This window comes from Caballeronia concitans (assembly GCF_001544615.1).
GTDB classification, from domain to species: Bacteria; Pseudomonadota; Gammaproteobacteria; order Burkholderiales; family Burkholderiaceae; genus Caballeronia; species Caballeronia concitans.
Window position 1 is genome coordinate 562,296 of sequence record NZ_FCNV02000001.1, and the last position, 16,785, is coordinate 579,080.

Genomic DNA, 16,785 nt, shown 5'->3' on the forward strand with positions numbered 1-16,785 from the left:
GGTCGCGATGGACTGTGTCTTTTGCCGTGAAGACGGCGGCGAAGTGCTGTGGTCGGACGACGCATTGCGCGTCGTCCTCGCCGATGAACCCGACTGGCCGGGCCTGTGCCGCGTCGTCTGGGGCGCGCACGTCGCCGAAATGTCGGACCTGTCGGACGCGGACCGCGCTCGCGTGATGGCCGCCGTCAACGGCGTGGAACGCGCGATGCGCCGCGTGCTCGTGCCCGAGAAGATCAATCTGGCGAGCCTCGGCAATCAGGTGCCGCACGTTCACTGGCACGTCATTCCGCGCTTCACCAACGATTCCCGTTTTCCTCTGCCGATCTGGGCGCCGCGTCAGCGCACGGTCTCCGAGGCGCAACTTTCCAGGCGCCGCGCGCAGGCGACGCTCTTGCGCGAAGCGATCCGCAACGAGCTGAATCAGGCGTTCGGCCACCATTAATTTCACGAGGCAAGGCTCATCATGAGCGGACTGACATCGACGACGCCGATTCCCACCGGCGTCGTTCTGCATTCGAAATCCCGCGTTCTGGAACTGCAGTACGACGGCGGCGAGTCGTATCGCGTGCCGTTCGAACTGCTGCGCGTCTATTCGCCCTCCGCCGAAGTTCAGGGCCACGGCCCCGGCCAGGAGACGCTGCAGACGGGCAAGCGCGAGGTGAGCATCATCGGCGTGGAGCCGGTCGGGCATTACGCGCTGCAGCTCAATTTCTCCGACGGCCATAACACCGGCATTTATTCGTGGGACATCCTTTACGATCTCGCGACGCGTCAGGACGACCTCTGGCGCGACTATCTGGCGAAGCTGCAGGCCGCCGGCGTCGACCGCGATGCGCCGATGGCGGCGAAGGCGTCCGGCGGCCACTGCCACTAAAAGAACGAATATGGACGAATGCGGCATAAAGCCGCAGAGCCGGCGCGGCGATTGCGCAGGCTGACAACGAACAACAGGCGAGGAAAGAGCGCTATGAGCAAGACCCACTTCGGATACGAAACGGTCGACGAGCAGGACAAGGCGAAGAAAGTGGCGGGCGTGTTTCACTCCGTCGCGAGCAATTACGACTTGATGAACGACCTGATGTCCGGCGGGCTGCACCGTATCTGGAAGCATTTCACGATCGGGCAGGCAAAAGTGCGCTCGGGCTACAAGGTGCTGGATATCGCGGGCGGCACCGGCGATCTGGCGATGGCCTTCGCCAAGCAGGCCGGCGAAACCGGCGAGGTCTGGCATACGGACATCAACGAATCGATGCTGCGCGTGGGGCGCGACAGGCTGGTGGACAAGGGCGTCATCACGCCGACACTGCTGTGCGACGCGGAAAAGATTCCGTTTCCGGACAATTATTTCAATGTGATTACAGTGGCGTTCGGCTTGCGTAACATGACCCACAAGGATCGCGCGCTCGCGGAAATGCAGCGCGTGCTCAAACCGGGCGGGCGGTTGCTGGTACTGGAATTCTCGAAAGTGTGGGAACCGCTGAAGAAGCCGTACGATATCTACAGTTTCAAGATTTTGCCGTGGCTTGGCGACAAAGTGGCGAAGGACGCGGACAGCTACCGTTATCTGGCCGAATCCATTCGCATGCACCCGGACCAGGAGACGCTCAAAACAATGATGGAACAAGCGGGCCTGGATCGAGTCGAATATTACAATTTGTCAGGTGGCGTGGTAGCGTTACACGTCGGGACCAAATTTTAGTGTTCCACTCTCGAAAGGATTCGAAATGTCCGATACGCGCATACCCCAAACCCGGGGTTTCCTGAGCATCTTCTTCAGGAAGGCCGGAGTCGTGGCGCTGGCTGGTGTCATCGCGGCTGGCGCAATCTTCGCGGAAACGGCGGAAGCCAAACGCATGGGCGGCGGCCGCAGCATGGGCCGTCAGTCCGCCACCGCTACGCAACAACATCAGGCGACGCCGCCGTCGCAGTCGTTCGGCCAGAATCAGCCGGGACAGGCCGCGCAGGCGCAACGTCCGCAGCCCGCGCCGGCGGCGCCCGCCGCGCAGCCGGCGCGTAATCGCTGGCTCGGGCCGATCGCCGGTCTCGCGGCTGGCCTGGGCATCGCGGCGCTGCTGTCGCATTTCGGCCTCGGCGAAGCCTTTGCCGGCGCCATGGCGAACATGATCATGATCGCGCTGATCGTGCTGGCGGCCGTCATGCTGTTCCGCTTCATCATGCGCAAGCGTCAGGGCAACAACTCGACGCCGGCTTACGCGGGTGCGGGCTCCGCTTCGCCTCACAGCGGCCCGTCGACGCGCACCGGGCTGAATCATGAGCCGCCGCGCGTGGCGCAGCCGGGCGGTTTCGGCGGCAGCTATATCGATAACGCCACGACGCCCGTGACACCGGCGAACGTGCCGGCCGGCTTCGATACCGACGCATTCGTCCGCAACGCGAAGGTTTACTTCGTGCGCCTGCAGGACGCGTGGGATCGCGGCAACGTCAACGACATCCGCGAATTCACGACGCCGGAAATGTTCGCCGAAGTGAAGCTGGACATCGATGCGCGCGGCAGTGCGCCGAATCGCACGGACGTGGTTCAGCTCAACGCCGATGTCCTCGGCGTCGAAGATCGCGCGAACGAGTATCTCGCGAGCGTGCGCTTCCACGGGCTGATCCGCGAATCGGAAGGCGCGGCGGCGGAGCCGTTCGTCGAAATCTGGAACCTGTCGAAGCAGAAGTCGGGCAACGAAGGCTGGCTGCTGGCGGGCATTCAGCAGGTGAGTTGATCGGTCGGTCGCTGGCCGCGACGCGCACATCGCGCCGCGGCCGGCGTGCTCCTAAGGATCGCCTTGTCGAAATACTGAACACAGACCGTGAGCCGCGCCGCCTGCGCTGCTTAAAACCGTAGAATAGAACCCGCGCGAGCTGCCGCTTGCGCGGGTTTTTTCATCTCAGAGCCGATGACGAACGCATACGAATCCTCCCGTCCCGCCACGAATCCCGCCTTCAAGACCGCGTCCAGTGCGTTCGCGGCCGTCGTCGATCATCTGCTCGTGCGCGAGCCGTGGGCGCGCGAGCGCGTGAAGCCGTATGCCGGCAAGTGCGTGAAGCTCGTATGCGGACCGGTTTCGATCGCGCTCGTCGCGCAAGCGGACGGCCTCTTCGCTGCGACGACGGAAGCGGACGCCGCGCGCTTCGACGTCTCGATCTCGGTGCCGCTCGACGCGCTTCCCGCGTTCCTGCAGGGCGGGCAGGCGGCCGTGATGAAGCACGTTCGCATCGAGGGCGATGCCGAATTCGCGACGACGCTCGCGAAGCTGGCCGAACATTTGCGGTGGGACCCGGAAGAGGATCTCGCGCGCGTGATCGGCGATGCGCCCGCGCATCGTGTCGGCCTCATCGCGCGGACGGTTCAGGAGCAGGCGCGGCGCACGAGCCGCAATCTGCTGGACACGGTCGCCGAATATCTGCTCGACGAGCGCCCGCAACTCGTGCGCAAGAGTGCGCTCGATGCGTTCAACGCGGAGCTTTCGCGTGCGCGCGATGCGCTGGCGCGCGTGGAGAAGCGCATCGAGAAAATCGAGCGAAGCGAACAGGCAGTCCAATCACGACCCACGGCTCGCGGCGCTTCAGCGCGGACCGGCGGCGAATCCGTAAGCGACTCGCACGAATAACGAGCTGAAGCGAATCCCGACCATGCGTTTTTTGCGTTTTCTCAAGATTTTTTTCACGATTGTCCGCTTCGGCCTGGACGAACTGGTAATGAGCGGCATCAACGACCGCCGCGTGCGCTATCTCATGCGCATCACGACGTTCGGCCGCCGCTTCGATATCGAACGCGGCATTCGCTTGCGGCTCGCGCTGGAAAGCCTCGGGCCGATCTTCGTGAAGTTCGGACAGGTGCTCTCGACGCGGCGCGACCTCCTGCCGGTCGATATCGCCAACGAACTCGCGAAGCTGCAGGATCGCGTGCCGCCGTTCGATTCGAACGTGGCGGTGTCGATCATCGAGAAGTCGCTCGGCGCGCCGATCGAACAGCTTTTCGACGACTTCGAGCGCGTGCCGGTGGCGAGCGCGTCCATCGCGCAAGTACATTTCGCGAAGATCAAGCACGGCGAGCACGCGGGCAAGCCCGTGGCGGTCAAGGTGCTGCGGCCCGGCATGCTGCCCGTGATCGATTCCGACCTCGCGCTGCTGCGCGACATCGCGATCTGGGCGGAACGCCTTTGGCCCGACGGCCGGCGGTTGAAGCCGCGCGAAGTCGTCGCCGAATTCGACAAATATCTGCACGACGAACTCGATCTCATGCGCGAGGCCGCAAACGGCAGCCAGTTGCGGCGCAACTTCGCCGGACTCGATCTGCTGCTCGTGCCCGAGATGTACTGGGACCTTTCCGCGCCGACGGTGCTCGTCATGGAGCGGATGGTCGGCGTGCCGATCAGCCAGGTCGAAACGCTCCGCGCGGCGGGCGTCGACATTCCGAAGCTCGCGCGCGAGGGCGTCGAAATCTTTTTCACGCAGGTGTTTCGCGACGGCTTCTTTCACGCCGACATGCACCCGGGCAACATCCAGGTCAGTCTCGATCCGGCCACCTTCGGGCGATACATCGCGCTGGACTTCGGCATCGTCGGAGCGCTCTCGGACTTCGACAAGAACTATCTCGCGCAGAACTTCCTCGCGTTCTTCAAGCGCGACTATCACCGTGTCGCGACGCTGCATCTGGAGTCAGGCTGGGTGCCGCCGAGCACGCGCGTCGAAGAACTGGAAAGCGCGATCCGCGCGGTGTGCGAGCCGTACTTCGATCGCGCGCTGAAGGACATTTCGCTCGGACAAGTGCTGATGCGGCTCTTTTCGACGTCGCGCCGCTTCAACGTCGAGATTCAGCCGCAACTCGTGCTGCTGCAAAAGACGATGCTCAATGTCGAAGGACTCGGCCGCTCGCTCGATCCGGAACTCGACCTCTGGAAGACCGCGAAGCCGTATCTCGAGCGCTGGATGAACGAGCAGATCGGCTGGCGCGGCTGGTTCGAGCGCCTGCAGATGGAAGCGCCGCAGTGGAGCAAGACCATCCCGCAACTGCCGCGGCTGATCCATCATCTGCTCGCCGAGCGCCACGACGCGCCGCGAAGCAGCAACGACGACACCATGCGGCTGCTTCTCACCGAGCAGAAGCGCACGAATCGGCTGCTGACGACGCTGCTCGTCGTCGGGCTGGTCGCGATCGCGGGCGCGGGCGTCGTCATCGCGGAAATGTGGATGGGCCATCTATGAGCGCTTGGCGCAGGGAGCTTCCATGAGCGATCCGACGTTCAATAACCGCGATCCCGATTCGCCGGGTTTCTGGGACGAGCGCTTCGATCAGCGCTTCACGCCGTGGGATCAGGCGGGCGTGCCGGACGCGTTCGAATCGTTCGTGTCGGCGCTTCCGGTCACGCAGGCCACGAACGTGCTGATTCCCGGCTGCGGCAGCGCATACGAGGCGTCGTATCTGGCCGAGCGCGGCTGCACCGTGCGGGCGATCGACTTTTCGCCGAGCGCCGTCGCGGCGGCGCGCGCGCAACTGGGCGCGCATGCGGATGTCGTCGAGCAGGCGGATTTCTTCGCATATCAGCCGCCGTTCGCGCCGGACTGGATCTACGAACGCGCTTTTCTCTGCGCGCTGCCGAGGCATCGCTGGGCGGATTACGCCGCGCGCATGGCCGCGCTTCTGCGACCGGGCGCGCTGCTCGCCGGCTTCTTTTTCATCGGCGCGACGCCGAAAGGGCCGCCGTTCGGCATCGAGCGCGACGAACTTCACGCGCTCCTCGGCCCGCATTTCGAACTGACCGACGACCGTGAAGTGACCGGTTCCATTCCCGTGTTCGCCGGCCGCGAGCGCTGGCTGACATGGCGGCGCGCTTGAAACAGGCGGGCACCGTCCTCACCTTGCGAAGAACCGTACGGCTTCAACGCGCCCAAAAAGCGGGCCGATGCCGGTTTGCGGCTATAATTCAAGGCTTTGCAAGCGTCGACAGATCATTGTAGGAAGAGTGCCATGCCGATTTACGCATACCGCTGCGCATCCTGCGGCCACGAAAAAGACGTGCTTCAGAAAATGAGCGATGCACCGCTCACGCAATGTCCTGCCTGCGGCAAGGACGCCTTCTCCAAACAGGTCACCGCGGCTGGTTTCCAGTTGAAGGGCTCCGGCTGGTATGTCACCGATTTCCGGGGCGGCAGCAACGGCGGCGCCAAGTCGGATACGGCGGCGTCGAAATCCGGCGAAACGGCTGCCGCGAGCAACAGCGCGAACGCGGGCGCGGCATCGTCGTCCGAGGCATCGGCGCCTGCAAGCACGGCGCCTGCTGCTGGGTCGTCGGCGTCTCCGGCATCCCCGGCATCGTCGGGCGCGGCCTGACGCCTGAACGCCGGGCGCGTCGCGCGGCTCTATCCGCTACTCATCGGACGGCCGCGCATACCCACGCACGCTAGAACCGCGACGAACGCGATAACCGCGCCCAGCCCGCTCAACCGTCCGCAGCGACCTTATCGACTACAACGTGACCACGAAAAAGACTACGCTCAAATCCGTGTTCCTCACCGGCCTGCTCGTGTTGGTGCCGCTCGCCATCACCCTGTGGGTGCTCGGCCTCGTGATCGGAACCATGGACCAGACGCTGCTGCTCTTGCCGTCCGCGTGGCAACCGGAGCGCGTCTTCGGCTTCCATCTGCCGGGCCTGGGCGCGGTGCTGACGCTGGCGTTCATCTTCATCGTCGGCTTGCTCACGCAGAATTTCATCGGGCAGAAGCTCGTGCTGTGGTGGGACGCGATCGTTCGTCACATTCCCGTCGTCGGCCCGCTTTATACCAGCGTGAAGCAGGTGTCCGACACGCTGCTCTCGTCGAGCGGCAATGCATTCCGCAAGGCGCTGCTGATCGAATATCCGCGCAAGGGCTCGTACACCATCGGCTTTTTGACCGGCATTCCCGGCGGCGACGTGCTCAACCATCTGAAGGAAGACCACGTGAGCGTCTATGTGCCGACGACGCCGAACCCCACGTCCGGCTTCTTTCTAATGATGCCGAAAAGCGAAGTCGTCGAACTGGATATGACCGTCGACGCCGCACTGAAGTACATCGTCTCGATGGGCGTGGTCGCCCCCGCCCCGAGCGCGCCGCTCACGCCGGTCGCGCCCGCCCGCCGCCCCACCGAGCCGCCGATGTAATGCCGGCGCGCGCGCCGCGAATCACGCCGACCAAGAGCACGATCCGCGCGCGAGCCGTTGATTAACGAACAACGAAAGACACACACATCATGTCGATGCGATCTGAATACTGCGGTCTGGTGACCGAAGCCCTCCTGGGCCAAACCGTCTCGCTGTGCGGCTGGGTGCATCGCCGCCGCGATCACGGGGGCGTTATCTTCATCGACTTGCGCGATCGCGAAGGGCTCGTTCAGGTCGTCTGCGATCCGGACCGCGCCGAGATGTTCGGCGTGGCCGAAGGCGTGCGCAACGAGTTCTGCGTCCAGGTGAAGGGCGTGGTGCGCAACCGTCCCGAAGGCACGGCCAACGCCAATCTCACGAGCGGCAAGATTGAAGTGCTGTGCCATGAGCTGACGGTGCTGAACGCATCGGTGACGCCGCCGTTCCAGCTCGACGACGACAACCTCTCCGAAACCACGCGCCTCACGCATCGCGTGCTGGACCTGCGCCGTCCGCAGATGCAGAAGAACCTGCGCCTGCGCTATCGCGTGGCGATGGAAGTGCGCAAGTATCTGGACGCGCAAGGTTTCATCGACATCGAAACGCCGATGCTGACCAAGAGCACGCCGGAAGGCGCGCGCGACTACCTCGTGCCGTCGCGCGTCAACGCGGGTCAGTTCTTCGCGCTGCCGCAATCGCCGCAATTGTTCAAGCAATTGCTGATGGTCGCGAACTTCGACCGTTACTATCAGATCACCAAGTGCTTCCGCGACGAAGACCTGCGCGCCGACCGTCAGCCGGAATTCACGCAGATCGACTGCGAAACCTCGTTCCTGAACGAGCAGGAAATCCGCGATCTGTTCGAAGAGATGATCCGCCACGTCTTCAAGGAGACGATGGACGTCGCGCTGCCGGAACAATTCCCGGTCATGCTGTACTCGGAAGCGATGCGCCGCTTCGGTTCGGACAAGCCCGACCTGCGCGTGAAGCTGGAATTCGCCGACCTGACCGACGCCGTGCGCGACGTCGACTTCAAGGTGTTCAGCATGCCGGCGAACTCGAAGGACGGCCGCGTCGCAGCGTTGCGCGTGCCGAAGGGCGGCGAGCTGTCGCGTGGCGACATCGACGGTTACACGGAATTCGTGCGCATCTACGGCGCGAAGGGCCTGGCGTGGATCAAGGTCAACGACAAGACGAAGGGCCGCGACGGTCTGCAAAGCCCGATCGTCAAGAATCTGCATGATGCCGCGCTCGCCGCGATCATGGAGCGCACGGCGGCGCAAGACGGCGACATCATCTTCTTCGCGGCGGATCGCGCGAAGGTCGTGAACGACAGCCTGGGCGCGCTGCGCCTGAAGATCGGTCATTCGGAATTCGGCAAGGCGAACGGCCTGCTCGAGACCGGCTGGAAGCCGCTGTGGGTCATCGACTTCCCGATGTTCGAGTTCGACGAGGAAGAGAACCGCTACGTGGCCGCGCATCACCCGTTCACGAGCCCGAAGGACGAGCACCTCGAATATCTCGAAACGGATCCGGGCCGCTGTCTCGCGAAGGCGTACGACATGGTGCTGAACGGCTGGGAAATCGGCGGCGGTTCCGTGCGTATCTTCCAGGAAGACGTGCAGAGCAAGGTGTTCCGCGCACTGAAGATCGGCGCGGAAGAAGCGCGCCTCAAATTCGGCTTCCTGCTCGACGCGCTGCAGTACGGCGCGCCGCCGCACGGCGGTATCGCGTTTGGTCTGGACCGCATCGTCACGCTGATGTCGGGCGCCGACTCGATCCGCGACACCATCGCGTTCCCGAAGACGCAGCGCGCGCAGGATCTGCTCACGCAAGCGCCGAGCGAAGTGGACGAGCGCCAGTTGCGCGAATTGCATATTCGTCTGCGTCAGCCGGAGCAGAAGGCGAGCTGAGCGTCGCAGTAAGCGTCGCAATGTTGCGATGAAAAAAGGCGCGGGCTGTCATGGCCCGCGCCTTTTTCGCTTTTTGCGTTACAGTCTCCGGGACCAAGACAGATAAAGAAGCGTGTTCCTTACGCCATGCAGAAGCCGCCCAAAATCCCCGAATCCGTACTGGTCGTCATTCATACGCCGGACCTCGATGTGCTCATCATCGAGCGCGCGGACCACAAAGGTTTCTGGCAGTCGGTGACAGGCTCGAAAGATCACATCGACGAGCCGTTCGCGGAAACCGCCGCGCGCGAAGTGCAGGAAGAGACGGGCATCGTCGTCGGCAGTCCGCTCGTGCCCGAGGCCGCGCTGCTCGACTGGCATCACAGCATTCAGTACGAGATCTATCCGCAGTGGCGGCATCGCTATGCCGAAGGCGTCACGCACAATACCGAACACCAGTTCAGCCTCTGTGTGCCGCACTGTCTGGAAGTGACACTCGCGCCGCGCGAACACACGTCGCATCTGTGGCTGCCGCTTCGCGAGGCCGCCGACCGCTGTTTCTCGTGGTCGAACCGCGAAGCGATCCTTCAATTGCCCGAGCGCCTGGCGGCGCATAACCGATGATCGGTGTGCGTCCGCGGCGCAATTTCAAGCGGTTGCGTCAGGCGCTGTTTTCCGGACGGCGTCCGCCGCGGCTTTGTTTCACCGTCGGCAATCACGTTCGCATCTTTCAGAGCGGCGTGGAGTTTTTCCCCGCGCTGATCGAGCGCATCGACAACGCGAAGACGTCGGTGTCGCTCGAAACCTACATTTTCGCCAACGACGACATCGGCCGCGCCGTGTCCGATGCGCTCGTGCGCGCGGCGGCGCGCGGCGTGGTGGTGCGTGTGATCACCGATGGCGTCGGCACGCAAAGCAATCTTCCGATGTTTGCGCAGTGGAAGGAAGGCGGCGTCGAGCATCGCGTCTACAACCCGCATCTGCTGTTCGGGCCGCTCGGTTTTTCGCGGACGCATCGCAAGCTCGCGCTGATCGACAACGTCCATGCGTTCTGCGGCGGCATCAATATCGTCGATGACTTCGACCAGAACGGCACGCGACTCGACGTGCCGCGCTGGGACTTCGCGATGGAAGCGCAAGGTCCCGTTGTCAAAGACGTGCGCGATGCGTTCGACCTCCAGTGGCAGCGCATTCGCCTGGGCGTGAAGCCGCGCGAGCCGCGTTCGCCGAACTGCGATCCCGAGCCGCCGCAAAGCCGATGGAGTTCGCGTCGCGCATTGCGCGCACGCCAGCGCGCGCGCTTGGGCGAGATTCACGCGGTGGACCGTCCGTGCGTGGCGTTCGTCGCGCGCGACAATCTGCTGAACCGACGCGCCATCGAGAAGGCCTATCTGCGCGCCATCGCCCATGCGGAGCGCGAAGTGCTGCTGGCCAATCCCTACTTCATGCCGGGCCGCAAGCTGCGGCGCGCGCTGGTGCACGCGGCGCAACGCGGCGTGCGCGTCTCGCTCGTGATCGGGCGTAAGGAGTTCGTCGCGCTCGACTACGCGACGCCTTTCCTCTATGGCAACTTGCTGAAGCACGGCGTGCGCATCGCCGAATATGAGAAAACGATGCTTCACGGCAAGGTCGCTGTCGTGGACGCCGACTGGGCGACGATCGGTTCATCGAACCTCGACGCACTCTCGCTCGTCCTGAACAACGAAGCCAACATGGTGCTCGTCAATCACCCGGAAATCGCCGGTTTGCACGACGCCATTCTTCAGGCTTTTGACGAAGCCAGTCCCATCGACGAAAAGCGTTACGCGTCGCGTCCGCTCTTTGAGCGCGTGCTCAGTTGGCTCGCCTACAACACCTATCGCGCGATGATGAAGATGATCACCATCGGCCAATACGATTGAAGCCAAAAACTGCGTCCCGACAGGCAGAATAGATGCCGAGTGGCAAACATCTCCCACAGAATGGGAACTCGGGCAGTCACTTACATGCAGTCCGTGCATAAAAAGGGACAATCAACGCGCCAAGTTAAGACTTATCGTATTGACGCTGGCAGCGTTTTAGAAACTGGTTTCTAAAAATTTGCTTGTTACACCGGCGTTCGGCCACAATAATAGAACGGCCGTTCGTTTCTAATCGGGACTGAGAGGACGGTAGGGATCATGCGAAAAGGCGAACAGACGCGGGCCGCGATTCTCGACGCAGCGTTGGATCTGGCAAGCAGGGACGGGCTTGAAGGGCTGACGATCGGCCTGCTGGCCGAACGGATGCAGATGAGCAAGAGCGGCGTCTTTGCACACTTTGGTTCACGCGAAGATTTGCAGGTGGAAGTGGTGCGCGAGTACCACCGCCGTTTCGAAGACGAAGTGTTCTTCCCGAGCCTGCGCGAGCCGCGCGGCTTGCCGCGATTGCGCGGGATGATGAGCCGATGGATGGAGCGGCGAATCGAGGAAGTGACGACGGGCTGCATCTACATCAGTGGCGCGGTCGAGTACGACGACCGGGCGGCGAGCGCGGTGCGCGAGCAACTCGTCAGCAGTGTGACGACCTGGCGGGAAGCGCTGTTGCGGGCGATTCGTCAGGCGAAGGAAGAGGGGCATCTGAAACCGGAGACGGACCCGAAGCTGATGCTCTTCGAGTTGTACAGCTTCACGCTCGGCCTGCATCACGACGCGCGCTTCCTGCATCTGCCCGAAGCCGTGCAACTGACGCGGGACGCGCTGGAAAAGACGTTCCTTTCGTATCAGACGTCGAACTTGTCCGCCGATGGCGGCGCGCGGCAGGCGGTCGAGCCGGGCGCACTCGGGGCTGCCAGTTCGCCGACGACATTTACAACGCATCAAACCGGCAGTCGTTAGCGGTGCCGATCGAATCGGCCTGAAGGGTTCGGCGGCGCGCGACGACAAGCACGAGAAACTGGAGAGACTCATGGGACAGTACGCCGCCCCCCTTCGCGACATGCAGTTCGTGCTGCACGAACTGCTGAACGTCGAAGCCGAACTGAAGCGCATGCCGAAGCACGCCGAGCTGGATGCGGACACCATCAATCAGGTGCTCGAGGAAGCCGGCAAGTTCTGCTCCGAGGTCGTGTTTCCGCTGAATCAGGTCGGCGACCGCGAGGGCTGCACGTATGAGGGCGATGGCGTCGTGAAGACGCCGGCTGGCTTCAGGGAGGCGTATCGACAGTACGTCGAGGCGGGCTGGCCCGCGCTCGGCTGCGATCCCGAATTCGGCGGCCAAGGGCTGCCTGCGTTCGTCAACAATGCGTTGTACGAAATGTTGAACTCCGCGAATCAGGCCTGGACGATGTACCCCGGCCTGTCGCACGGCGCTTACGAGTGCCTGCACGCGCATGGCACGCCGGAGCAGAAGTCGGTTTATCTGCCGAAGCTCGTCGAAGGCGTGTGGACCGGCACGATGTGCCTGACCGAACCGCATTGCGGCACGGACCTGGGCATTCTGCGCACGAAGGCCGAGCCGAACGGCGACGGTTCTTATGCCCTCACCGGCACGAAGATTTTCATTTCGAGCGGCGAGCACGACATGGCGGAGAACATCGTGCATCTGGTGCTCGCGCGTTTGCCGGGCGCGCCGATGGGCACGAAGGGCATTTCGCTGTTCATCGTGCCGAAGTTCGTGCCGGACGCGAATGGCGCGGTCGGTGCGCGCAACGGCGTCAAGTGCGGATCGATCGAGCACAAGATGGGCATCCACGGCAACGCGACGTGCGTGATGAATCTGGATGGCGCGAAGGGCTGGCTCGTCGGCGAGGCGAACAAGGGCTTGAACGCCATGTTCGTGATGATGAACGCGGCGCGCCTTGGCGTCGGCATGCAGGGTCTCGGCCTCACCGAAGTGGCCTATCAGAACTCGCTCGTGTATGCGAAGGAGCGTCTGCAGATGCGCGCGCTCACCGGGCCGAAAGCGCCGGAGAAGCCGGCTGATCCGATCATCGTGCATCCGGATGTGCGTCGCATGTTGCTGACGCAGCGGGCGTATGCCGAGGCGGGCCGCGCGTTCGCGTATTGGGCGGCGCTCAATATCGACAAGGAGTTGTCGCACGAGGACGAAGCGGCGCGCCGTGAAGCGGCTGATTTTGTCGCGCTGCTGACGCCCGTGATCAAGGCGTTTCTGACCGATAACGCGTTCGAAGGCACGAACCTCGCAATGCAGATTTACGGCGGGCACGGCTTCATTTCCGAATGGGGCATGGAGCAGTATGTTCGCGATGCACGCATCAACATGATTTACGAGGGCACGAATTCGATTCAGGCGCTCGATCTGCTCGGACGCAAGATTCTCGGCGACATGGGCGCGAAGATGAAGCGCTTTGGCAAGCTCGTGGCGGCGTTCATCGAGGAAGAGGGCGTGAAGCCCGAGATGCAGGAGTTCATCAATCCGCTGGCGGACATTGGCGAGAAGGTGCAGAAGCTCACGATGGAGATCGGCATGAAGGCCATGCAGAATCCCGATGAGGTGGGCGCTGCCGCCGTGCCGTATTTGCGGACTGTCGGGCACCTCGTGTTTTCTTATTTCTGGGCTCGGATGGCACGGGTGGCGCTCGATCGCGCTTCTTCCGGCGATGCTTTCTATGCTGCGAAGCTCGCTACCGCGCGGTTTTATTTCGCCAAGCTGCTGCCTGAGACCGCTTCTTCTATTCGCGCTGCGCGTTCGGGGTCCAAGTCGTTGATGGAATTCGATGAAGCGTGGTTTTGATTCGTTGTCGTTGAACTTGTAGGCGCGTCGGTCTGTTTGCGCGCCCCTCCCCGGGGCGGGGGTCACTTTCTTTGCTGCTGCAAAGAAAGTAACCAAAGAAAGCAGCTTTTCCGGCCCGATGCACCTAACCATGTGGACACTCCGTAGAAACACGGTGGCAATCGAATTAATTAGCAGCCTTGAATGACCTTCCACGCCCGCTGAGCACCACCCCATCCGAGCCCCCGGGCTCGTTAACACCATCGGGGCGCGGCGGCTTAAGTTTGACGCTGACTTCGTGTGCGACGGCGCGGAGAACGAGTGCGAAGCACTAGCAAACGTTCGGTGTTGTCGAGCCGTGGGGCTCGGAGGACGTGGCGCTCAGCGGGCGCGGAAGGTGATTCAAGGCTGTTTCAAGCTGAGTGCCACCGATGTTCTGCGGAGTGACCACTTGATGGTTGCTTCGAGCGGGTCGAAAAAAAGCTGCTTTCTTTGGTTACTTTCTTTGCAGCAGCAAAGAAAGTGACCCCTCCGCCGGGGAGGCGGCTACTGAATAGAACTGCAAGACAAGGCATCAACGAACCCCAAACACGCCGCACAAAGCACAAAACCCCAAACCGGAGGTAAAACCCAAGTGAGCACCTTGAACATTCGCAAAGTCGCCGTGCTCGGCGCCGGCGTGATGGGCGCGCAGATCGCTGCGCATCTGATCAACGCCCGCGTGCCCGTGCTGCTGTTCGACCTTCCCGCGAAGGAAGGCGCGAAGAACGCCATCGCGCTGAAGGCAATCGAGAACCTCAAGAAGCTCTCGCCCGCCCCGCTAGGGATAAAAGACGATGCGCAATACATCGAACCGGCCAACTACGACGACGACATTGCTAAGCTGAAAGACTGCGATCTCGTCATCGAAGCCATCGCCGAGCGCATGGACTGGAAGCACGACCTCTACAAAAAGGTCTCGCCGCACCTCGCGCCGCACGCCATCTTCGCGAGCAACACGTCGGGCCTCTCGATCACCGAACTGTCGAACGGCTTCAGCGACGACCTCAAGCAACGCTTCTGCGGCGTGCACTTCTTCAATCCGCCGCGATACATGCATCTGGTCGAACTGATCCCGACCGCATCGACGAATCCGGAAATCCTCGATCAACTCGAAACGTTCCTCACGAGCGTCATCGGCAAAGGCGTCGTGCGCGCGAAGGACACGCCGAACTTCATCGCGAACCGCGTCGGCGTGTTCTCGATCCTCGCCGTGATCGCCGAAGCCGAAAAGTTCGGCCTGCGCTTCGACGAAGTCGACGATCTCACCGGCTCGCGCCTCGGCCGCGCGAAATCCGCGACCTTCCGCACCGCCGATGTCGTCGGCCTCGACACGATGGCTCACGTCATCAAGACGATGCAGGACAACCTCGCCGACGATCCGTTCTTCTCCGTCTACACCACGCCGCCCGTGCTCGCCGAACTCGTGAAGAACGGCGCGCTCGGCCAGAAGACCGGCGCGGGCTTCTATCGCAAGGAAGGCAAGGCGATCAAGGTGCTCGACCCGAAGACCGCGCAATACGTCGATGGCGGCGCGAAAGCGGACGAAATCATCGGCCGCATTTTGAAGCGCCCGCCCGCCGAGCGCTTCAAGCTGCTGCGCGAAACCGACAACAAGCAGGCGCAATTCCTGTGGGCGATCTTCCGCGACGTGTTCCATTACATCGCGGTGCATCTCGAATCCATTGCCGATAACGCGCGCGATGTCGATCTCGCCATTCGCTGGGGCTTCGGCTGGAATCAGGGGCCGTTCGAAAGCTGGCAAGCGGCCGGCTGGCAGCAGATCGCGAAGTGGGTGCAGGAAGACATCGATGCCGGCAAGGCGCTCTCGAGCGCGCCGCTGCCCGCGTGGGTGCTCGACGGCCCCGTCGCGGAGAAGGGCGGCGTTCACGGCGACGAAGGATCGTGGTCGCCCGCCGCGCGAAAGTTCATGCCGCGTTCGACGCTGCCGGTCTACGGCAAGCAAGTATTCCGCGCGCCGCTCGTCGGTGAAAGCGGCGCCGATCCGAAGACCTTCGGCAAGACGCTCTTCGAAACCGAGAACGTGCGCGCCTGGCTCGACGACGATCAGGGCGATGTCGTCATCGTCTCGTTCAAGACGAAGCTGAATACCATCGGCGCGGGCGTGATCGACGGCCTCACGCAAGCCATCGAACTCGCGGAGAAGGAGTATCGCGGCGTCGTGATCTGGCAGCCGACGTCGCTGCAACTCGGCGCGCCGGGCGGTCCGTTCTCGGCGGGCGCCAATCTCGAAGAAGCCATGCCCGCGTTCATGATGGGCGGCGCGAAGGGCATCGAACCGTTCGTGAAGAAGTTCCAGCAAGGCATGCTGCGCGTGAAGTACGCGAACGTGCCGGTGGTCGCGGCGGTGTCGGGCATCGCGCTCGGCGGCGGCTGCGAATTGCTGCTGCATTCGGCGAAGCGCGTCGCGCACATCGAAAGCTATATCGGGCTCGTTGAAGTGGGCGTCGGTCTCGTGCCGGCGGGCGGCGGGCTGAAGGAAGCCGCGTTGCGCGCAGCCGAAGCCGCGAGCGCCGTCAACGCGACGAGCGACCTGCTCAAGTTCCTGCAGAAGCCGTTCGAGAACGCGGCGATGGCGAAGGTCTCGGCCTCCGCGCTCGAAGCCCGCGCGATGGGCTATCTGAAGCCGTCGGACACCATCGTGTTCAACGTACACGAGCTGCTCGACATCGCGAAGAAAGAAGCGCGCGCGTTGTCGGATGCCGGTTATCGCGCGCCGCTGCGCGTGAAGCAGGTGCCGGTCGCGGGCCGCTCGGCGATCTCGACGATCAAGGCGTCGCTCGTCAACATGCGCGACGGGCGCTTCATCAGCGCGCACGACTATCTGATCGCGAGCCGCATCGCGGAAGCGGTGTGCGGCGGCGACGTCGAAGCGGGCAGTCTGGTCGATGAAGAATGGCTGCTCGCGCTCGAGCGCCGCGCGTTCGTCGAACTGCTCGGCACGCAAAAGACGCAGGAACGGATCATGGGCATGTTGCAGACCGGCAAGCCGGTGCGCAACTAATCGCGGAGCA

Annotated in this window: 15 protein-coding genes; all 15 read left to right on the forward strand. The window is 63.1% G+C overall.

The window, feature by feature from the left end:
- Positions 1–7: 7 nt before the first annotated feature.
- Positions 8–442 carry an HIT family protein gene (locus AWB72_RS02685; RefSeq protein ID WP_040053007.1) on the forward strand — a complete coding sequence of 145 codons (435 nt, stop codon included), beginning with the start codon at positions 8–10 and terminating at the stop codon, positions 440–442.
- Positions 443–463: 21 nt separating this feature from the next.
- Positions 464–874, forward strand: a complete 411-nt coding sequence (locus AWB72_RS02690) for a gamma-butyrobetaine hydroxylase family protein (RefSeq protein ID WP_040053006.1) — start codon at positions 464–466, stop codon at positions 872–874.
- A gap of 93 nt (positions 875–967) precedes the next feature.
- A complete protein-coding gene (gene ubiE / locus AWB72_RS02695; protein ID WP_040053005.1) occupies positions 968–1,699 on the forward strand; it encodes a bifunctional demethylmenaquinone methyltransferase/2-methoxy-6-polyprenyl-1,4-benzoquinol methylase UbiE in 732 nt (243 codons plus the stop codon).
- 25 nt (positions 1,700–1,724) lie between these two features.
- On the forward strand, positions 1,725–2,729 hold the full coding sequence (locus AWB72_RS02700) for a Tim44 domain-containing protein (protein WP_087127858.1): 1,005 nt from the start codon (positions 1,725–1,727) through the stop codon (positions 2,727–2,729).
- 174 nt (positions 2,730–2,903) lie between these two features.
- Complete coding sequence (locus tag AWB72_RS02705) at positions 2,904–3,617, forward strand: ubiquinone biosynthesis accessory factor UbiJ (RefSeq protein WP_040053003.1); 714 nt, start codon at positions 2,904–2,906, stop codon at positions 3,615–3,617.
- Positions 3,618–3,639: 22 nt separating this feature from the next.
- Entirely contained in the window at positions 3,640–5,214 is a 1,575-nt protein-coding gene (gene ubiB / locus AWB72_RS02710) for a ubiquinone biosynthesis regulatory protein kinase UbiB (protein ID WP_040053002.1), read from the forward strand.
- A gap of 22 nt (positions 5,215–5,236) precedes the next feature.
- A complete protein-coding gene (locus AWB72_RS02715) occupies positions 5,237–5,845 on the forward strand; it encodes a methyltransferase domain-containing protein (RefSeq protein WP_040053001.1) in 609 nt (202 codons plus the stop codon).
- Positions 5,846–5,977: 132 nt separating this feature from the next.
- Positions 5,978–6,340: an FmdB family zinc ribbon protein gene (locus tag AWB72_RS02720; protein ID WP_040053000.1), complete on the forward strand. Its 363-nt coding sequence runs from the start codon at positions 5,978–5,980 to the stop codon at positions 6,338–6,340.
- Between the two features lie 142 nt (positions 6,341–6,482).
- On the forward strand, positions 6,483–7,148 hold the full coding sequence (locus tag AWB72_RS02725; RefSeq protein ID WP_040052999.1) for a DUF502 domain-containing protein: 666 nt from the start codon (positions 6,483–6,485) through the stop codon (positions 7,146–7,148).
- Between the two features lie 89 nt (positions 7,149–7,237).
- Positions 7,238–9,040, forward strand: a complete 1,803-nt coding sequence (aspS, locus tag AWB72_RS02730) for an aspartate--tRNA ligase (protein WP_040052998.1) — start codon at positions 7,238–7,240, stop codon at positions 9,038–9,040.
- 126 nt (positions 9,041–9,166) lie between these two features.
- A complete protein-coding gene (nudB, locus tag AWB72_RS02735) occupies positions 9,167–9,643 on the forward strand; it encodes a dihydroneopterin triphosphate diphosphatase (RefSeq protein ID WP_040052997.1) in 477 nt (158 codons plus the stop codon).
- Positions 9,643–10,920, forward strand: a complete 1,278-nt coding sequence (locus AWB72_RS02740; RefSeq protein ID WP_374728854.1) for a phospholipase D-like domain-containing protein — start codon at positions 9,643–9,645, stop codon at positions 10,918–10,920. Before nudB ends, AWB72_RS02740 begins: the two co-directional genes overlap by 1 nt.
- Positions 10,921–11,178: 258 nt before the next feature.
- Positions 11,179–11,874, forward strand: a complete 696-nt coding sequence (locus AWB72_RS02745; protein WP_040052995.1) for a TetR/AcrR family transcriptional regulator — start codon at positions 11,179–11,181, stop codon at positions 11,872–11,874.
- Between the two features lie 70 nt (positions 11,875–11,944).
- On the forward strand, positions 11,945–13,732 hold the full coding sequence (locus AWB72_RS02750) for an acyl-CoA dehydrogenase C-terminal domain-containing protein (protein ID WP_040052994.1): 1,788 nt from the start codon (positions 11,945–11,947) through the stop codon (positions 13,730–13,732).
- A 613-nt stretch (positions 13,733–14,345) separates the two neighbouring features.
- Positions 14,346–16,775: a 3-hydroxyacyl-CoA dehydrogenase/enoyl-CoA hydratase family protein gene (locus tag AWB72_RS02755; RefSeq protein WP_040052993.1), complete on the forward strand. Its 2,430-nt coding sequence runs from the start codon at positions 14,346–14,348 to the stop codon at positions 16,773–16,775.
- The last annotated feature ends 10 nt before the right edge of the window (positions 16,776–16,785 follow it).

Coding starts and splice junctions, on each gene's coding strand:
- AWB72_RS02685 (WP_040053007.1), top strand. CDS start 8: ATGGACTGTGTCTTTTGCCGTGAAGACGGCGGCGAAGTGCTGTGGTCG.
- AWB72_RS02690 (WP_040053006.1), top strand. CDS start 464: ATGAGCGGACTGACATCGACGACGCCGATTCCCACCGGCGTCGTTCTG.
- ubiE (WP_040053005.1), top strand. CDS start 968: ATGAGCAAGACCCACTTCGGATACGAAACGGTCGACGAGCAGGACAAG.
- AWB72_RS02700 (WP_087127858.1), top strand. CDS start 1,725: ATGTCCGATACGCGCATACCCCAAACCCGGGGTTTCCTGAGCATCTTC.
- AWB72_RS02705 (WP_040053003.1), top strand. CDS start 2,904: ATGACGAACGCATACGAATCCTCCCGTCCCGCCACGAATCCCGCCTTC.
- ubiB (WP_040053002.1), top strand. CDS start 3,640: ATGCGTTTTTTGCGTTTTCTCAAGATTTTTTTCACGATTGTCCGCTTC.
- AWB72_RS02715 (WP_040053001.1), top strand. CDS start 5,237: ATGAGCGATCCGACGTTCAATAACCGCGATCCCGATTCGCCGGGTTTC.
- AWB72_RS02720 (WP_040053000.1), top strand. CDS start 5,978: ATGCCGATTTACGCATACCGCTGCGCATCCTGCGGCCACGAAAAAGAC.
- aspS (WP_040052998.1), top strand. CDS start 7,238: ATGTCGATGCGATCTGAATACTGCGGTCTGGTGACCGAAGCCCTCCTG.
- nudB (WP_040052997.1), top strand. CDS start 9,167: ATGCAGAAGCCGCCCAAAATCCCCGAATCCGTACTGGTCGTCATTCAT.
- AWB72_RS02745 (WP_040052995.1), top strand. CDS start 11,179: ATGCGAAAAGGCGAACAGACGCGGGCCGCGATTCTCGACGCAGCGTTG.
- AWB72_RS02750 (WP_040052994.1), top strand. CDS start 11,945: ATGGGACAGTACGCCGCCCCCCTTCGCGACATGCAGTTCGTGCTGCAC.